The organism is Nocardia lijiangensis NBRC 108240, from assembly GCF_001613045.1.
GTDB classification, from domain to species: domain Bacteria; phylum Actinomycetota; class Actinomycetes; order Mycobacteriales; family Mycobacteriaceae; genus Nocardia; species Nocardia lijiangensis.
Genome location: NZ_BDBP01000032.1, coordinates 50,025 through 66,234, shown reverse-complemented (window position 1 = coordinate 66,234; position 16,210 = coordinate 50,025). Strand labels below are relative to the sequence as shown.

The 16,210-nt window shown below is 65.5% G+C and carries 15 protein-coding genes and 1 pseudogene; 12 read left to right on the top strand and 4 right to left on the bottom strand.

Annotated features, from left to right (window positions below; translation table 11 throughout):
- The first annotated feature begins 1 nt into the window (after nt 1).
- On the top strand, nt 2-1,069 hold the full coding sequence (locus NL1_RS13065; protein WP_067838553.1) for an NAD(P)H-dependent amine dehydrogenase family protein: 1,068 nt from the start codon (nt 2-4) through the stop codon (nt 1,067-1,069).
- Nucleotides 1,070-1,270: 201 nt separating this feature from the next.
- Nucleotides 1,271-1,837: a hypothetical protein gene (locus NL1_RS13060; protein WP_067838550.1), complete on the top strand. Its 567-nt coding sequence runs from the start codon at nt 1,271-1,273 to the stop codon at nt 1,835-1,837.
- A gap of 47 nt (nt 1,838-1,884) precedes the next feature.
- Here NL1_RS13060 and NL1_RS13055 read toward each other — a convergent pair whose 3' ends face one another.
- On the bottom strand, nt 1,885-2,892 hold the full coding sequence (locus NL1_RS13055; RefSeq protein WP_084510544.1) for an SGNH/GDSL hydrolase family protein: 1,008 nt from the start codon (nt 2,890-2,892) through the stop codon (nt 1,885-1,887).
- A 132-nt stretch (nt 2,893-3,024) separates the two neighbouring features.
- Here NL1_RS13055 and NL1_RS13050 point away from each other — a divergent pair, with 132 nt between their 5' ends.
- Complete coding sequence (locus NL1_RS13050) at nt 3,025-3,888, top strand: CPBP family intramembrane glutamic endopeptidase (protein WP_067838547.1); 864 nt, start codon at nt 3,025-3,027, stop codon at nt 3,886-3,888.
- A gap of 88 nt (nt 3,889-3,976) precedes the next feature.
- Nucleotides 3,977-4,441: an NUDIX hydrolase gene (locus NL1_RS13045; RefSeq protein WP_067838545.1), complete on the top strand. Its 465-nt coding sequence runs from the start codon at nt 3,977-3,979 to the stop codon at nt 4,439-4,441.
- 353 nt (nt 4,442-4,794) lie between these two features.
- Here the strand turns inward: NL1_RS13045 and NL1_RS13040 are convergent, their stop codons facing one another.
- Nucleotides 4,795-5,841, bottom strand: coding sequence for an aminotransferase class V-fold PLP-dependent enzyme (locus tag NL1_RS13040; protein ID WP_067838681.1), 1,047 nt, complete (start codon nt 5,839-5,841; stop codon nt 4,795-4,797).
- Between the two features lie 148 nt (nt 5,842-5,989).
- Here NL1_RS13040 and NL1_RS13035 point away from each other — a divergent pair, with 148 nt between their 5' ends.
- The 5 genes and pseudogenes from NL1_RS13035 to NL1_RS13020 all read left to right on the top strand — a co-directional run.
- Complete coding sequence (locus NL1_RS13035; RefSeq protein WP_084510550.1) at nt 5,990-6,646, top strand: GNAT family N-acetyltransferase; 657 nt, start codon at nt 5,990-5,992, stop codon at nt 6,644-6,646.
- Between the two features lie 273 nt (nt 6,647-6,919).
- Nucleotides 6,920-7,306, top strand: a complete 387-nt coding sequence (locus NL1_RS37485; RefSeq protein WP_156094825.1) for a hypothetical protein — start codon at nt 6,920-6,922, stop codon at nt 7,304-7,306.
- 250 nt (nt 7,307-7,556) lie between these two features.
- On the top strand, nt 7,557-8,363 hold the full coding sequence (locus NL1_RS13030) for a DUF3626 domain-containing protein (RefSeq protein WP_245673215.1): 807 nt from the start codon (nt 7,557-7,559) through the stop codon (nt 8,361-8,363).
- Nucleotides 8,364-9,000: 637 nt separating this feature from the next.
- A complete protein-coding gene (locus tag NL1_RS13025; protein WP_067838537.1) occupies nt 9,001-9,528 on the top strand; it encodes a hypothetical protein in 528 nt (175 codons plus the stop codon).
- A gap of 320 nt (nt 9,529-9,848) precedes the next feature.
- Nucleotides 9,849-12,185 (top strand): annotated as a pseudogene (locus tag NL1_RS13020) (MMPL family transporter); the annotation flags it as partial.
- On the opposite strand, the gene NL1_RS36445 reads toward NL1_RS13020, so the two are convergent.
- Nucleotides 12,181-12,384 (bottom strand): hypothetical protein, encoded by a 204-nt coding sequence (locus tag NL1_RS36445; protein ID WP_174553415.1) that lies wholly within the window; start codon nt 12,382-12,384, stop codon nt 12,181-12,183. The pseudogene NL1_RS13020 and the gene NL1_RS36445 sit on opposite strands and share 5 nt — an antisense overlap.
- Nucleotides 12,385-12,403: 19 nt before the next feature.
- On the opposite strand from NL1_RS36445, the gene NL1_RS13010 reads away from it, so the two are divergent.
- The 3 genes from NL1_RS13010 to NL1_RS13000 all read left to right on the top strand — a co-directional run bounded on the left by NL1_RS13010 (nt 12,404) and on the right by NL1_RS13000 (nt 14,830).
- Nucleotides 12,404-13,039, top strand: a complete 636-nt coding sequence (locus tag NL1_RS13010; protein ID WP_162272722.1) for a putative DNA-mimic protein — start codon at nt 12,404-12,406, stop codon at nt 13,037-13,039.
- A 412-nt stretch (nt 13,040-13,451) separates the two neighbouring features.
- Nucleotides 13,452-14,093 carry a DUF998 domain-containing protein gene (locus tag NL1_RS13005; RefSeq protein WP_067838666.1) on the top strand — a complete coding sequence of 214 codons (642 nt, stop codon included), beginning with the start codon at nt 13,452-13,454 and terminating at the stop codon, nt 14,091-14,093.
- 185 nt (nt 14,094-14,278) lie between these two features.
- Nucleotides 14,279-14,830 carry a dihydrofolate reductase family protein gene (locus tag NL1_RS13000; RefSeq protein WP_067838526.1) on the top strand — a complete coding sequence of 184 codons (552 nt, stop codon included), beginning with the start codon at nt 14,279-14,281 and terminating at the stop codon, nt 14,828-14,830.
- 253 nt (nt 14,831-15,083) lie between these two features.
- Here NL1_RS13000 and NL1_RS12995 read toward each other — a convergent pair whose 3' ends face one another.
- A complete protein-coding gene (locus NL1_RS12995; RefSeq protein ID WP_067838525.1) occupies nt 15,084-16,175 on the bottom strand; it encodes a YncE family protein in 1,092 nt (363 codons plus the stop codon).
- Between the last annotated feature and the right edge of the window lie 35 nt (nt 16,176-16,210).

The window sequence follows — 16,210 nt, the reverse complement described above, 5'->3', positions numbered from 1 at the left end:
CATGAGCTATCGCGTAGTGCAATGGGGCACCGGCAATGTCGGCCGCCACGCCTTGGCGGGCGTCATCGCCAACCCCGACCTGGAACTGTCCGGCGTGTGGGTCTCCGGCGAGAAGGCCGGGACGGACGCGGGCGTCCTCGCCGGTCTGGATAGTCCCGTCGGTGTCACCGCCACCAACGACGTCGACGCCATCCTGGCCGACCGGCCCGACTGCGTCGTCTACTGCTCGATGACCGACAACCGGTTGCCCGAGGCGATCGAGGACCTGCGGATGCTGCTCGCGGCGGGCGTCAACGTGGTCGCGTGCGCGCCGGTGTTCTTCCAGTACCCGTACGGCGTGCTGCCGGACGAGCTGCTGAAGCCGGTGCAAGAGGCTGCGGCGCACGGCAATTCGTCGCTGTGGGTGAACGGCATCGATCCCGGATTCGCCAACGACCTGCTGCCGCTGGCGCTCGCGGGTACCTGTCTGCGCATCGATCAGCTGCGGTGCATGGAGATCGTCGACTACGCCAGCTACGACAACCGCGCGGTCATGTTCGACATCATGGGCTTCGGCAAACCGCTGGACGAGACGCCGATGCTGTTGCAGCCCGGCGTGCTCTCACTGGCGTGGGGCAGCGTGGTGCGCCAGCTCGCCGCGGGCATCGGGGTAGCGCTGGACGCGGTGACCGAGACCTACGAGCGCGTCCCCGCGCCGGAAGCGTTCGACATCGCCGCCGGCCACATCGCCGAAGGCACCGCCGCCGCACTGCGTTTCGAGGTGCGCGGCATGGTCGGCGAACGGGTCGTCACGGTATTGGAGCACGTTACGCGGCTGCGCCAAGACCTGTGCCCGGACTGGCCGCAGCCCGCCCATCCCGAAGGCTCCTACCGGGTGGAAATCACCGGCGACCCTTGCTACGCCATGGATTTGGTGACCTCCAGTCCGCGCGGCGACCACAACTACGCGACCCTGCTCGCCACCGCCATGCGCATCGTGAACGCGGTGCCCGCGGTGGTCGCGGCCCCAGCCGGGGTGTTGACAGCGCTGGATCTGCCGTTGATCACCGCACCCGCGACCAGGTCTTGATCCAGGGGTGGATCAGTTGCGTATCGGCCGCTACTTTCACGTGACCGAAGTCCGCGACGCAGACGCATCCGTTCACCCGGCAATCGCCACACCATCGGCAGGAACGGACGATTCGGCTGGTCACCAGGGCTATGCTCCAGATAGCCTGGCGGACAACCGATCAGACGCATATGTGTCCGACGGTGCTACTACAATCCCCGCGTGACGCTCACTCTCGCCGACCTGCTCGGCTACACCGATCGCGACCTCGGCGCCGATCTGGCGCGCTGGTTCCCCGATGCCGAGACCGTCCACGTTCCGGAGCAAACCCGGCCCGTGGCACCTTTTCTCGCGCGTCTGGCCCCCGCCGACGCGGCGGCGCTGGCCGCGTTCGATCAACGGGTGCGCTCCGATCGACTGCCACAGTTCCTGGACATCTTCGACTGGTCCTACGGTTTCGATTTCGCCTTGAACGATTGCGGCATACGCGATTCGGACTACACGACCGAGCTCACCGACGACGATGTCTACTCGATCGGCGCCGACGGCGGCGGCAACCTCTACACCGTGCTCACCAACGGCCAAGTGGCCGTGTGGTTCCACGAGGAGGAGGTACTCGAAGGCGGCACCCGCTTCGACAATCTCGATGTCTTTCTCTGGTCGTACGTGCGCTACCGCGCGGTACGCGCCGGAAAACTCGCGCTCTCGGCCGTGGAGGCAGACTTCCTTGCGCTCGGTCAGGACGGCGCACTCGAACCGAACCTCGGCCTGCTGAGACTGATGAAGTAGGTACGGTGCGAGATGGTCTGCGGTCCAGATAGTTTCGACCCGGGCGATCACTTGCCGATCGTGTGGACGAGCTGGTCGGCGACGGCGCTCATGCCCGCCGCGTTGGGGTGGTAGGAGCTGGCGATGGTGGCGACGAGCCCGACGTCCGGTGCGTCCGAATCCAGTGGGCTGTTGAAGCCGTAGGTCCAGGGAGTCGCGGCGCAGGCGTTGTGGTCGTCGGCGTTCGGAATCGCCACGGTAGCCACGCCGGTTTCGCGTGCGGCGGCTCTGGTTTCGGCGATCAGTCCGTCGTAGGTGCGCCGCGCGGACGCGGCATCCGGCTGGGAGAGCGGCACTTTCGCGCAGACCGTGCCGTCGTGGTCGAGGACCGGGATGTTCTCGACGAGCAGGACCGTCGCGTTCGGCGCCTTCGACCGCACCGTGCGCACGACCTCGGCGATCGATTGCCGCACCCGGTCGAAGTCCGCCGCGGTGGGCTCACCGGAATCGCCGAGAACGCTCGCACAGACCTGTGTGGCCAGCGACGGGACGACGGGTATTCCGCCGACGAGTCCCGGACCGCAGCTGCGCGCGATCATACCGCCGATCATTCCGAGATCGTTGCCGCCGATGGTGATCGTGACCAGTTCGGTGTCCGCGGTGACCGCGCCGATCTGCGGCGGCATCGCCGGTCCGCCGGGTAACCGTTGCGGCTTGTCGAGGATGTTTGCGGTGGTGGCCCCCGAGCAGGTGACGTCGACCAGGGAAAGGCCGAGCGCGTCGGCGAGTTGCCCGGGGTAGTTGCTGGACGAGCGCAAACATCCCTCGTCCAGCACCGGCGTGAGGCCGGGACCGGCGGCGTACGAGGCGCCGAGCGCGACGTAGCGCGCTCCGGTGTCGATCGATCGCGCATGTGCTGGACCGGTGGCAGCGGTGAGTGCCGCCGCCGCGGCGACCAGAGCCGCCAGGCTCGAAAAGGCCCTCCGCGCAGTGCGATTCACCAGAGTTCGGGCTACTCGGGTGGTCTCGACGCGTTCCGAGAGGATCGAGCCAGGGGGCGCACTGGTGTCGCTCATACCCAGACTCTAGGCGTACCTGGGGCTGCGCCCTAGGGTGACGCTGGGCTGCGGGCGGACCTCGTCGATACACCAGGTGTACAGGACTTCAGGGTGATGCGCGGGCGAATATCGACCGACAAGATAAGTCGCGTGAGCTCCACCGATACCAGCAACACCCAGCCCGGCCTCGACTGCACAACGCAGTCGCCGACCACCGCAAGAGTCTGGGGCGCACTCGGCGTCTACGTGCTGTCCACCCTTGCCGCCTCGGTGGTTCTACTTGCGGTGCAACCTCATTCAGGCATCGACCCGGCGGCGCTGTCACTGGTCCAGTTCGCTCCGACACTGGGCGTGCTGGCCACCTGGCTGACGTTCAGGAAGACCGTCACCGGACTGCTACCCGCAGCAGTGCCCTCCCGGCGAGTAGGCGCGAGTGTCGTCGCGGTGGTCACGGCTTGCGTGTTGTTCTGGCTGTTGATCACGATGGCGGCTGTCGTGTCGGGCACCGCCCTTGTCGGTCCTGCCGCGGTCGGGGGTCTTCCCTTCGCAGTGTTTCTGCTGCTCCAATTCCTCGGCGCGGGCGGCGAGGAGATTGGTTGGCGAGGCCTGATGCAGCCGATACTGGAATCTCGAATGACCAGGTTCGCGGCAGTTTCGGCGACCGGGGTGACCTGGGCGCTGTGGCATGTCCAGGCATTCGCGGCGGGCCTGGTGATCGCAGTCTGCTTCTTCGTCTCGACGATGGCATTCGCCATAGTGCTCGGATACCTGAGCAACGGGAGTTTCCACCAGCGTGTGCTGATCGCGTCGATCGGACATTGGCTGATCAATATCGCCGGGTATCTGCTCGCCGGTGACAACATTTTGGATCGGCCACAGATCGTGTTCATCGCCATCGCCGCCGTGCTCATCGCCGTGGGCTCGATGACGGTACGTGTTCTGCAACGCAGCAAGCAGCACCGCCCGGGCTTGGACCACGAGCAGAGCACACGCGCCGTGAATCCGCCACGCTAGGCCCTGCGGAACGCGGGCAGCGCGAACGGCAACAAGGAAATCGCCGCTGACCCCGAACGAAGTCATCGAGTGAAAGGGCTATCGCCGCATGAGCGTCCCTGTCGTGTCCGGTCAGGAATTCAAGCCCCAGCGTCACACGGTGACCGGTGATGTCCATCTGGTCCTGCTTCGTAACAACGAAATACTGTTGGGCCAGCGCCGAAACACCGGCTTCGAGGACGGCGCCTGGCACCTTCCCTCGGGCCACCTGGAAGCCGCCGAATCCGTCGTCACCGCACTGATCCGCGAGGCGCGGGAAGAAGTCGGCGTAGTGATCAGCGCGGAAGACGTTCGATTCAGCCACGTCATGCACAACTCGTCGTCGGGTGGTCGGATCGCCTTCTTCTTCACCGTGACGAACTGGCAGGGCGAGCCGACGAACCAGGAACCCGAGAAGTGCGGTGCGCTGGGATGGTTCGCCATCGACGCTCTGCCGGAACACATGATCGAGTACTGCCGAGCGGCGATGCGGCACATCGCCGCTCAGTCACCTTTCTCGACGTTCGGCTGGTAGAGACGTCTTCGGAGCGGGTGAGCCTGCGGTCATCGGCATGTCACACACTTTCTGCACGTCTCGCATAGGCGGTGCCTATGTGGGGCGTGTGCAGGGTGTGTGGCCCGTCGGCGGTGGCGCTGTTCGGGTGCGGGCGGAATCGACCGGAGCCAAATGTGGTGGTTGGGGGTTGCCATCACCGCCTAAGAATGCGGACGAGTTCGTCGGCGACGGCGCTCATGCCGCCGTGTTGAGGTGGCAGGAGCTGCCGATAGCGGCGACGAGCCCGACGTCCGGTGCGTCCGAGTCGAGCGGGCTGTTGAAGCCGTACACGCGGACATCGGTCTGTGCGCATCAGGAGCCGGCGCGCTTGATCACGACTCCAGTGCGTTCAGCGCACGATCCACGTCGGTCTCGTCGTTGTAGAAGTGGAACGCGAAGCGCATCGCGCCCGCCCGGGCCGAGGCGATGACGTCCGCCGCCTCCAGTCGTGGCGCGAGATCAGCGGCGCCGGGGACCACGACGATCGCCGAGCGGCCGGGCACCGCCTCCCTGCCGAGTTCGGAGAGGCCCGCGCGGAAGCGGTCGGCCAGGTCGAGGTTGTGCGCGTTGATCTTCTCGACGGTCACCTCCTCGATCAGGCTCAGACCGGCCGATGCGGAAATGACACCCAGCCAGTCGGGGGTCGCGTCGAAACGGCGGGTGGTAGCGGCCAGTTCGCGCGGATCGTAGAGCTCGGCCCACCGGTCCTCGGCCGCGTACCAGCTCGGGCCGATCGGGCGCAGCCCGGCGGCGGCCTCGGGCGCGGCGGCGAAGAACGCCACGCTGCGCGCGCCGATCAGCCATTTGAAGGTCGCGCCGACCCAGTAGTCGGCGTCGGCGAAGTTCAGCGGGAGCCAACCGGCGGCCTGGGTGGCGTCGACCAGCAGCCGGGCCCCGTTGGCCGCGGTGGCGGCGCGGAGTTCGGTGAGGCCGGTGATCCGGCCGTCGGCGGACTGCACGACGCTCACCGCCACCAGCGCGGTCTCGGGTCGCACCTGCGCAGCCAGCTCCGCCAGCGGAACCACCCGCACCGCCAGATCACCGCGATGCACGAAAGGCATGGACACCGAGGCGAATTCGCCCGCCGCGAGCAGCACCTCCGCGCCGGTGGGCAGCGCAGCGGCCACCGGACCGACGAGTCCCGCGACGCCGCTGCCCAGCGCTACGTGGTCGGGGTGCGCACCCGCCAGCAGCCGGGCGAACTTCGCGCGCAGCTCGGGCACCAGCGCGTCGTCGGTCATCGGCGCGCCCCGACCCGCAGCCCAGCGGGCGTTGACCTCGGCGATCGCGGTCAGCGCCCGCCGGGTGGGCAGCCCGTACGAGGCGGTATTGAGATAGGCGGTCTCGGAACGGAATTCATCGGGCGCTAACGAGGACATGCCTTGCAGCATGCTGCCTCGGCGACGATCCGTACAGCGCCAGCGGTCCGAAAGTGGACCGAAATGTCGCGATCGGTTTCCCTGGCAGGACCCGCCGCTGGCGAAACCCCTTGGCCCCGAATGCCGCGCGGAGGCCAAGATGGCGGGCATGAGCCTAATGAAATACTGGCCCCTGGCCGGATTGCAGGTGCGGACACCGCGCCTGGAACTGCGAATGCCCGGTTTGGAGGACCTGGGCGCACTTGCCGGGCTGGCCGCTGAGGGAGTGCATGATCCGGCGGTGCAGCCGTTCACGGCGGAGTGGACGGATGCGGAACCGGACGAACGTGCGCAGCGGGTGCTGCGGTGGCACTGGCGATGTTGGGCCGACTGGCAGGTCGATGCGTGGGCACTCAACCTCGTCGTGCTCCGAGGCGGGGAGTTGGTCGGTACCCAAACGGTCAGTGCGAAGGACTTTGCGGTCTGCTGCGAGGTGAACACCGGATCCTGGCTCGGCCGAACTCATCATGGGCAAGGCATAGGAACGGAGATGCGGGCCGCGGTTCTGGAGTTGGCCTTCGCTCATCTCGGGGCCGAGTCCGCGGTATCGGGCGCGTTCGAGGACAACCTGGGCTCGCACGGGGTCTCACGCAAACTCGGATACGAGCCCGACGGGCTCGAGGTGCACGCGGTGCGGGGAAAACCGGCGGTGATACGGCGGTTGCGGCTGACCCGCGAGAGATGGGAAGCGCACCGGAGCGTGCCGGTGGAAGTGACCGGGCTGGAGGAGTGTCTGCCGCTGTTCGGAGCCCGAATCAAACCGTGACGGCGAAGCGCGAAACGCTTCGACCTACCGGTTCGGCGTCAGAGAGTGCATCCGTAAGGATCTACCGCAGACAAGTGCGCCAGTTGGGTCATATCGGCGACAGCGTTGGGCTGCTCGGCCGGAACTGCGTTCGCAGCGAATCCCGCCCCGGTCGCCGCTCCCAGCCGAGTCGGCCCGCAGTTCCTTCGCGAATCGCAGAAGTTTGAAAGATGTTGTGCCGCACTGTGTTCAATCCTCCACGCGAGGGTCCCGCTACGACGGTAGAGGTATGGCATGAGCAACGCACCTGTGTCTTTGACTCCTGAAGAGTATGTAGCGCGGTATCTGAAGCTGGGAAAGATCAATTTCTGGCTGCACACCGATCCGACCGAGGACGGTTGGCTGATCGCATCGCAGGGCAATCCACCCCGATCGCTGACCGTGACTCGCTCGAAGGAGCCGGAAACCCTCGCCGAAAACCTGAAGCCACTCGATGATTGGCTGAGCACGACGACTCCGCAGTCGCCGCGGAACCTCGATATCATCTTCAATGATTCGGAAGGGCGCTACTACCCCGAAGCCCAACAACAGACTCCCTATCCTCCAGCGTTATGCCATTCGACTGGTCCGCGCTTGGCCGACGGCTCACGAAGGCATCAAGTTCACCTTGATATTCGATAGTTTGCAGGTCGTCCGCTTGGGGGGCGAAGGAGAAGTGGTGCAGACGGCCACCTGGCCCCATTGAGGTCGATGGGGTCGCTAGCCGGGATGAGGCTCAGCAGCCGAGCTCGACACCTCGATCAGGAGTGTGGATAAATTTTGAATTCCCCCGAGCTGGTGCATCCGGTAGGACATCGGTATGTATGCCGACTCAGAGTGCGCGAGCGATTCGTCCTCCAGCGCACGCCGGACAGCCAGTAGTCCTGCTGCATTGGCTCTGGCGTATGTCACCGCCATCGTGGCCACGGGCGTGCCGGCCGATCGAACTCTGCGGGCGACAGTGCATTTCCACCCCGACGCCCTTGTTGGGGACGTGACCGTGCTCGCCGCTCTCGCTCGTGACGGGCTGTACCGGTCGCAGTTCGAAACCGGGGTAGGCAATGGCGGGCTGTCGGCGCATCCGGGCGGTGCGCGCTGGCTGTGGGAGAGCCGCATGTTCGGCGGCTGCGACGACCAGGCGTCGGCCTCGGAGCGGCCGAAATACGGCTCACTCAACCACCGGGCCGACCGCTATGGCGGATCGCCCCGCTTCGGCTCGTGCTATCTGAGGCTCGCCGAGCACACACTGGATCGCACCACCTTCTGCTTCCCCGACAGCGTGTTCGAACCGGACTCCTTCGGCACCGCTATGCGGATGGACCTGATCGGTGCGGTCGAGCAGACCACCATGGCCGACCCACTCGACCACTACATCGAAGCTCACCTGCACGGCCCGCTGACCCTTGCCGACGACGTCGAGGAACTCGTCCTCGACCCCAGCTACCGCGACACCGCTATCCACGAGGTCGCCGCGAGCCTGCCCTGTCCGATCGGCTGGCACGACGGATATACCCTCGGCATCGAGCAGATCCGCGCACACCCCGACTACCGCGGTGCCACGATCGTCCAGTTGGCCGAAGCCATCACCGAGACCGAGACACTCACCCCACGCATCCTCGGCCGGGCACGCGGCTGGGCCGACCCGCAGGAGCTGAAAAGGGCCTGGCACTACCTCGCCCGGTTCGGTCGGCGAGGCTGAATCTCGTTCTTTCGAAGTCGCGTTCAGCGATGTCCGGAGTGCTCTTCAGCAGCGCCGATGCATTGCTCCTGCCCGCCACATGCCGCTCGGTGGCAGTAGGCAAACCGCCGATTTCCGCGCACTTGAAGCCGCCGTGGCATGCCAGGCACTTCCAATCTGCTTTCCGGATGCGCCTCCAAATCCAGTGTGGGCGAGAAGTCTCACGCTGACGAGAGTCGAGCGAGTGAGTAGTTTGTATGGCGAGTTCTGCAGTATCCAAATCGAAGCAGAGTTGCTCGGCATCGAGCTCGCCGAATTGGCACGATCAGGCAATATCCACCAGCGCGGAACGATAGTCGGCCGGGATCGCCGAGAATGGCCCCCGCAACGAAACGCGCACATACTCCGTAAGAATTGGTTCGCTCGGCCGTCCCGACGCCAATTACCATGGACACCTTGCACTCGTCGTCCTGCGATCTGCGCCCGCGAATCCGGGCCGCGTCGTCCGGGCCACCCGACGTAGTCAGCCTTGCTCCTCCGACCCGGCCGCATCCGCTGCCCGAACTAGTGTTTCGTCGGTGATTCGATCTGATGGTTTGCACAGTCGAGGGGTGCGCCACCATCGTATGGTTGGTCTACACAACTACGGGGGTTACATATGGACGTATACACGGCCGTTCGCTGGCCGCGGTGGCTGGCGTCTGGAGTTGTCGCGGGCCTGCTGGCGCTGGCGGTGAACGACCTCATCGCCTTCCAGTTCAGAGACGACTCTCCCTATGCATCCACCGGTGTAGACGGTAAACCTCTTGGTCTGAAAACTCCCCAATACGACAACACCGGGCTCCTGTCGATGAACCTCGCCGCGATGGCCTGCGTGACGGCGCTGTTCATGCTTGCCATCGGTATATTGCGGCGTTGGCCGCGCCTGGCAGCTCTGCCCGTCCTCGCGTCCGGGGCCGGTGTGGCGATCTATGCGTTCATCTCATCGAACGTCAACCCGCTGCAGGCTATGCGCTGCCGCACCGATGCCTGTGTGCAGGAGACGGATGGTCCCGGCTGGTACCTCCCGGCGCGCAATCTGATGTTGATCGGGTTGAGTGTCGGTGCGGTGGCGCTGTTGGTGCTGGGGGTGATGCTGCTGCTCAGACGTCGGGACGCTTGGTCGCGAACCGGCACCCGCGTGTGAAGGCGATTAATTCTCGGTAGCGCCAACGGCGATGTGGGGGCGCCGCCGTGGCATGCCAGGCACTTCCAATCTGCTGCGAGCCTCGCAAGAGCAACGCCTGCGGGGCCGATAACCCTGATTCTTTCCTGAGAATGCGCGCCATATGGGAACTCGAAAATTGTGAGAGCCGTTGGCGGGGAGACACATCGGGTGGGTTCAACGGTGGGAAGGATGTCGGCCTGATGCGGATAGGCACGTTCGAACAGGTGCGTTTCGGGAGTATCGCAGTTGGAGAACGCATCGAACGATTAACCGCCGCGCGCATTGTGGCGGGGGTGTGAGTGTTTGCGTGGTGGGGTGGCCTGGTCTCGCGGATCCGGTTCGTGGTCATCGGGGTGGTGGCCGCGGGCATGCTCGGTTTGGCCGGTTACGGGGCCGGGCTCGCGGATCATCTGAGTTCGGGTGGGATGTTCGACCCGACCTCGGAGTCCTCGGAAGCCGCGCGGCTGGCTGATACGGCGTTCGGGCGCAACCACGAAGGTGATGTGCTCGTCGTCTACACCGCGCCCGAGGGGAAGACCGTCGACGACCCCGAGTTCTCGGCCAAGGTCGTCGAAAGCCTCAACGATCTACCGCGGCGATACCCGGAGCAGATCTCAGGGATCACCGCCGCCTACTGGCGCACCGAAACCGGAAGAATCAGTGGCCCCCGGGTAGCGACCGACGATCGCAGACACGCCTTCGCGGCCATCGCCCTGCACGGCGACGACGACACGACGATGATCCGCAACTACCGGGCTGTCAAAGGCGCCTTCGACATCGCTGACGTCGATGTGCAGGTGAGCGGGTTGCAGCCGGTTGCCGGCGCACTCAACGACACCATTGCCGACGATATCCACCGGATGGAGCTGCTGGCCTTCCCCGTCGTCGGGCTGCTGTTGTTCTTCATCTTCGGCGGTCTCGTCGCCGCGTCGCTGCCGTTGGTCGTGGGCGGGCTGACGGTTTTCGGCGCCTTCGGCATCGTCAAGTTCCTCACCGAGTTCACCGAGGTCAACTCGTTTGTCTCCGCGGTGGTTTCGATGATCGGGTTCGGCCTTGCCATCGACTACGGACTGTTCATCGTCAGCCGGTTCCGCGAAGAGCTCGCCGAAGGCTATGACACTCCTGCCGCCGTGCGGCGCACGGTGATGACCGCGGGCCGCACCGTTGTCTTCTCCGCGACGATGATCGTCGCCAGCGTCGGCGGAATGCTGCTGTTCCCGCAAGGATTCCTGAAATCCTTTGCCTATGGCGCGATCGCCACGGTATCGATGGCGGCGCTGACCGCCATCACGATCCTGCCTGCGATGCTGGCCGTGCTCGGGCCGCGCGTGGACATGCTGGGGATCAAGCGATTCCGCAAAACGAAGTCGGCTGAAGAGGTAGAGAACGGGTTCTGGGGACGCAGCACCCGCTGGGTCATGCGCCACCCGGCCAAGGTATCGGTCCCACTGGTGCTCGGGCTCGTGCTGCTGATTCTGCCCATCGGCAACCTGGCATTCGGCGGACTCAGCGAGAAATACCTGCCGCCGGACAATCCGACACGTCTTGCCCAACAGGAATTCGACCAGCTCTTCCCGCTCCGCAAATCCGACCCCATCGAATTGGTCTTCGTCTCCAACGACACCAACGCCATCGGCGCGCTGTGGAAACAAGCCAACACAGCACCCGGCCTGGCCGCACCCTTCGGTGTGCCGACCCGATCGACCACACAACCCGAGGTCTTCCGCACCACCGCCGCGCTCACCGACTCCAGCAACGCCGGGCCCTCCATCGATTACCTGCGTGACCTGCCACAGCCCGAGTCCGTGCGTATGCTCGTCGGCGGTATGCCCGCCCTGCAGAAGGACAGTGTCGACACCCTGCTGTCGCGGATACCGTGGATGGTCACCCTGGTCGTGCTCGTCACGACGGTGCTGATGTTTCTGACTTTCGGATCACTGGTGCTGCCGATCAAGGCCGCATTGATGAGCGCGCTCGGCCTCGGTTCCACCCTCGGAATCCTGACCTGGATCTTCATCGACGGCCACGGCGCGACGCTGCTGAACTTCACCCCGCAACCGATCACTTCGCCGGTGCTGGTGGTCATCATGGCCATCATCTACGGTCTGTCCACCGACTACGAGGTCTTCCTGCTCTCACGCATGGTCGAAGCCCGCGCGCAAGGAGCCTCGACCACCGAGGCGGTGCGCATCGGCACCGCGCACACCGGCCGCATCATCACCGCCGCCGCGTTGATCCTGCTGGTGGTTGTCGGCGCGTTCGCGTTCTCGGATCTGGTGATGATGCAGTACATCGCTGTCGGCATGATCGCGGCGCTGGTGATCGACGCCACGGTCCTGCGCATGCTGCTGGTCCCAGCGACCATGAAACTGCTCGGCGACGACTGCTGGTGGGCACCACAATGGATGAAACGCATTCAGCAGAAGGCCGGTCTGGGCGAACCTGTCCTCGATGACGCGCACCCTCGTAACGCCAACCCGGTTGATCTGATCCGCACCACACCGGTCACCGATCCGGTCACCACACAGCTGCCCGCGGTGTTCGGTCCCGACCCCGCGCCGTCACAACGGCGGGTGTCACGACTTCGGCGACCACGCCCGCCCCGAGCCATCTCCACCGACACCGAATCGCCTACCACGCCGATCCATCGATAGAAGCCGTACGCTCATGCCGCTGGGCGCGCAGTTGATCCGCAACGATCATGACCAAAATGTTTGGTGCGGCGAAGGTTTCCTCCGCGGTAATGCCTTGGCCGGTAATGGCCGTCCAGCCAAAGGCGCCGAGCACGAGAGCTTCCTCTCGGCGCTGATCGTCGAGCGGCAGTAGTTCGGTCAATACCGCCCTGTGGCAAGCGATGTCGTTCCTGCTGTCGGTGGAGCCCGCTAGGGTGCCCCGCATGGGACTAGCGATCGAGGTCGGCGATGAAGACAGCCGAGAAGAACTGGACCAGCTCGCCATTCTGCTGAGAGAAGAAGGGGTCGAATGGCAGCAGCCCGAGGCGTGCGTGCTGCCACCCGGCCGCGCGACTATGACATCGATGCCGTACTCCGCGCTCTACTGCCTGCAGCGGGCTTACGCGCGATACAACGCCGGACTGCCCGTCACACCGGTGTCCGACATGGCGGAGGTGGAAGAGGACGAGGTGGTGGCTGCTGAGAGGGAAATGTTCGAATCTCACCTCATCTACCACTCGGACGTCGACGGATATTACATCCCCGTCGATTTCGATATCCCGGAACTCATCGGCGACGATTACGAGCGCGTGGGCTCCAGCCAAGGCCTGCTCGCCGAACTACGGCACTGTGCTCCGGCGATCGGAATTCGGCTCGAGCCGGATCTCTCGTTGTCGGACACCGAAGCGAAGCGCATCGACGAACTGATCCAGGCCGACAGCGGAGAATTCACCTACGAGTGGATGGCGTGGCTGGCATTGCATGAAGCATGCCTGCAGAGCATCGACAGCGGCCACGCCATTGTGTTCATCGGATAAGGGCGCAGATACCGGCTGTCGCCCAGCTAGCCAAGTCGATCCAGTTGCCGTGTGGCTGTTTATGCAACGGCGCTCGACTGGTGAGGTCGCTTATTCAACTGTCGACGAACGACGCACCGGATCAACCGTATCCAGCCACCACGTCGAAGCGGCTTGACAGATACAGAGGTATCGCGGATTCGTGACGGCGTCCATCCGTCAGGTGACCGGACCCCCTTGTCGTGCTGGCACTACTTGGCATTGGGGAGTTAGCAGGCTGCTCAGCGCGGGCCGGTCTCCGTAGCTTGACGCCCGTGAGGATGATATTTGCACTGCTGGGAGTTCGGCGTAACCAACAGCGAGGTCGTGGACATCGACCCCCTTGTGTCGTAACAGGTTTCCCGTGTCCCGCCGGTGTACAAGGCATGTCGTCGTGACCGGCCGGGTCGGGGCCATCGCATGGTTGGTCGGCGCTGCACAATTTCTGATCGTGCAGCTGGTCGTGGGAGCCGAGTGGGCAACTAGCTACAGCTGGACGACCAACAACATCAGCGATCTGGGTAATGTCGATTGCGGGATCTGGGATCAATCCCGTCCCCGATACGTATGTTCACCACTGCACGCGGTCATGAACGCATCCTTCATCGCCGAAGGGATTTTGCTGCTGGTAGGCGCGGTTTTGACCACCGCGTACTGGGGCCGGACAGCCAAGTGGTGGACGGCCCGGGCGCTACTGGCGGTCAGCGCGATTGGATGGATCATTGTTGGGTTGGCTCCCGCGGACATCGATGAAAACCGTCATCTCTTCGGGGCGCTGTTGATCATGGGGTTAGGCAATATCGGGCTCGTCTGTGCGGGGTTCTTACCGCGGACCGCCTCGTTCGGGCGGGCACCCCTGGTGACTCGCGCCCTGGCGGCCGCCGCGGTGTTGTCGACGGTAATGTTCTTCGCCGGGCACGGCCCCCTGATCGGGATGGGTGGCACAGAACGGGTCGCGGCATTCGCATGTCCAGCGTGGACGGTGGTCGCGGCGGCTATCGCGCTCCGCAGGCAGCTGGAGCGGACGACGTCGTAGATCTGGGTAGAGGGGTCCAGGCGGTCGGAATCCGGCGGTAGCGGGAAGAGTGAGCCTCCTACCAGGGGTCGTACTGGTGGGCTCGCGTAACCAACTGTTCCGAGTTGGTGCAGTCCAGCCCGTTCCGCAGAACTAGTCTCGTCCTTGTCCGATGAGTTCTCCGCGTCCGGGAGGTCTATCCAGTCATGAGGAAACTGATCTACACGTACGGCGTGTCCCTCGACGGCTACGTCAACGACCGCGACGGCAGCATCGACTGGACGAACCCGGACGAGGAACTGCACCAGTTCCACAACGACAGGTACCGCGAGATCGAAGTCTCGCTGCACGGTCGTCGCCTGTACGAGCTGATGGCCGAGTACTGGCCGCACGTGCCAGAGGACGCGCCGCGCATCGAGCGCGAGTTCGGTCGGCTCTGGACGGAGAAGCCCAAGGTCGTCTTCTCGAGGACGCTCACCGAGGTCCATTGGAACAGCACCCTGATCAGCGAGAACGCGGTCGAGGAGGTCCGCAGGCTGAAGGCCGGGGGCGACGGCGTGATGGAGGTCGGCGGCGCGGAAATCGCGGCCTCGCTGATGCCGCACGGGCTCATCGACGAGTACTGGCTATTCCTCTCGCCGGTGGTCCTCGGCGGCGGCACGCCGCTCTTCCCGTTGCTGGACAAGCGAATCCAGCTCCGGCTGGTCGAAACGAAACACTTCGACGAGGTGGTGATGCTGCGCTACGTCGCCGACTAACGCTCCTTCAACCGCAGCAGCCCGCGTTCAAGTGCGACCGTCACCGCCGCGGTGCGGACGAGCGCGGTCTTGCCGATCCCCGCCTCACCGGACACCAGCACCGATCCGCCGTGGCTGGATACCGTGCGGCGCAGCGTTTCCCGCAGCAGTGCGGCCGGATGATCTTGGCCGATCAGCGGATTGGGGGCACCCGTCGCCTCCTCGATGGTCTCCGACGAAGACGATCCGCAGGGACCGACGGTGCGGGGGAGACTCAGCTCGGGAAGGCGCCCGCTCCGGGAGTCGCTCCCGTGGTGATCGGCGATCCGCTGGGTTGCAGCGCGGCCGCGTCGAACGGGATCACCGCGCTCGGCCGGTTGCTCGCCCGCAGCAGTGGCTGGATCAGCGAGGCCGGTTCGAATCCGGCGATGGGGGAGACGACCGGCGCGGACTGTGGGCCCAGGCTGCCCACGTAGAGCTTGGCGCCGTCGGCGGTGAAGCCGACCGAGACCGGCGCGTCCACCGGGACCGAGCCCGTCACGCGGTCGGCCGCCACGTCGACGACCTGGACGGCGTTCGCGCCCGGGGTGGCCACCAGGAGTCGGTCGCCGTCGGGGCTGAACGCGCCCGAGACCGGGGCGCTGCCCGGCGGCAGCGGGATGGCACCGAGCCGTTGCCAGGCCGCGGTGTCGATCACCGAGACGTTGTCGCCCAGCGCGTTCATCGCGTAGAGCTTGCGGCCGTCGGGGGAGACCGCGGCGAACGCGGGCACCGAGCCGTCGATCTGAATGCGTTCGCCGAGCTGGAATCCCGACTCGGGGTCGAAGGCGGCCGCGGTCGAGTCGGCGAACACGGCGTAGAGACGGCCGCCGTCCGGCGCGATGGCGGCGGCGAGCGCGAGCGACGGCAGCGGCATCGACCGGACCAGTGTGTTGGACGTGGTGCTCAGCACGTCGATGGACGGGCGGGCGGTGACGACGTAGACGAGGTCCCGGACCGGATCGGTGATCGGTCGCGCCATGCCGTCGGTGCCGCTGATCGGGATGCGGGCGGTAACGCTGTCGGTGGCGCGGTCGATGACAGCTATGTCGTCGGCGCCGACGAACGGCGGATTGAACGACTGGACGTATAGCCTGCGTCCGTCTCGCGAAGCCGTCACCGCGGACGCCTGGGGTCCGACTCCCTCGACCCGGCCCACGACCCGGTCGGTCGCGGTGTCGACCACGACGACCGCACCGTCGCCCGCCACCGGAATGTAGGCCACCGGCCCGGTGGCGTCGGCCCCCGCGGTCGGCGCGAGCAGCGACAGGGCGACCGCGGCGAGCGCCAATGCGCGCGACGATCGCCGCCGGAACCGGTATGCCATCGTTGGACCTTTCTGGTGGGTATCCGAACGGACTA

Coding starts and splice junctions, on each gene's coding strand:
- NL1_RS37485 (WP_156094825.1), top strand. CDS start 6,920: ATGAGCAACGCACCTGTGTCTTTGACTCCTGAAGAGTATGTAGCGCGG.
- NL1_RS13055 (WP_084510544.1), bottom strand. CDS start 2,892: ATGAGCGACACCAGTGCGCCCCCTGGCTCGATCCTCTCGGAACGCGTC.
- NL1_RS13065 (WP_067838553.1), top strand. CDS start 2: ATGAGCTATCGCGTAGTGCAATGGGGCACCGGCAATGTCGGCCGCCAC.
- NL1_RS13000 (WP_067838526.1), top strand. CDS start 14,279: ATGAGGAAACTGATCTACACGTACGGCGTGTCCCTCGACGGCTACGTC.
- NL1_RS13010 (WP_162272722.1), top strand. CDS start 12,404: ATGTCGTTCCTGCTGTCGGTGGAGCCCGCTAGGGTGCCCCGCATGGGA.
- NL1_RS12995 (WP_067838525.1), bottom strand. CDS start 16,175: ATGGCATACCGGTTCCGGCGGCGATCGTCGCGCGCATTGGCGCTCGCC.
- NL1_RS13025 (WP_067838537.1), top strand. CDS start 9,001: ATGGACGTATACACGGCCGTTCGCTGGCCGCGGTGGCTGGCGTCTGGA.
- NL1_RS13040 (WP_067838681.1), bottom strand. CDS start 5,841: ATGTCCTCGTTAGCGCCCGATGAATTCCGTTCCGAGACCGCCTATCTC.
- NL1_RS13045 (WP_067838545.1), top strand. CDS start 3,977: ATGAGCGTCCCTGTCGTGTCCGGTCAGGAATTCAAGCCCCAGCGTCAC.
- NL1_RS13035 (WP_084510550.1), top strand. CDS start 5,990: ATGAGCCTAATGAAATACTGGCCCCTGGCCGGATTGCAGGTGCGGACA.